The following is a 421-nucleotide window of genomic DNA, read 5'->3' as shown; positions in this document are numbered from 1 at the left end:
GGTTCACCGCGTGCGTGGCGGTGGCCGCCAGGCCGATGGTGAGGCCGTCCGGTGCGGCCTTGGCCACGGCATCGGCGCCGATGTTGCCGCCGGCACCGGCCTTGTTGTCGATCACGACCGTGCCGAGCGAATCGCGCACGCGCTCGGCCAGCAGCCGGGCGGTGGCGTCGAGCGGGCCGCCCGGGGCATAGGGAACGATGAGCCGGATGGTCGCGTCGTGGCCGGGAGCCTGTGCCAGCGCCAGGGGGGAAACACAGGCGGCGGCAGCCGTCGCCGAAAGAAGGAAATGTCTGCGGTGCGTCATGGGCGCCATTGTGCAGAAAAACCGCGCTACCGACGCCGGGAGCTTCGGTGCAGTGTCCTACAGCATCACCTTGCGGCGATTTCTATAAACGACACATCGAGCGCCGCGGCGCTCGAT

General features: G+C 69.1%; 1 protein-coding gene. It reads right to left on the bottom strand.

The window, feature by feature from the left end; genetic code table 11:
- A partial coding sequence (locus DUK53_RS17240; RefSeq protein WP_255410908.1) for a Bug family tripartite tricarboxylate transporter substrate binding protein occupies window positions 1–313 on the bottom strand: 313 nt, incomplete at its 3' end.
- Window positions 314–421 lie beyond the last annotated feature (108 nt).

The organism is Listeria sp. SHR_NRA_18 (genome assembly GCF_003856515.1).
In the GTDB taxonomy this organism is placed as follows: Bacteria; Bacillota; Bacilli; order Lactobacillales; family Listeriaceae; genus Listeria_A; species Listeria_A newyorkensis.
Note: the sequence above shows the minus strand (reverse complement) of the source record. Positions and strands in the feature narration are given on the sequence as shown.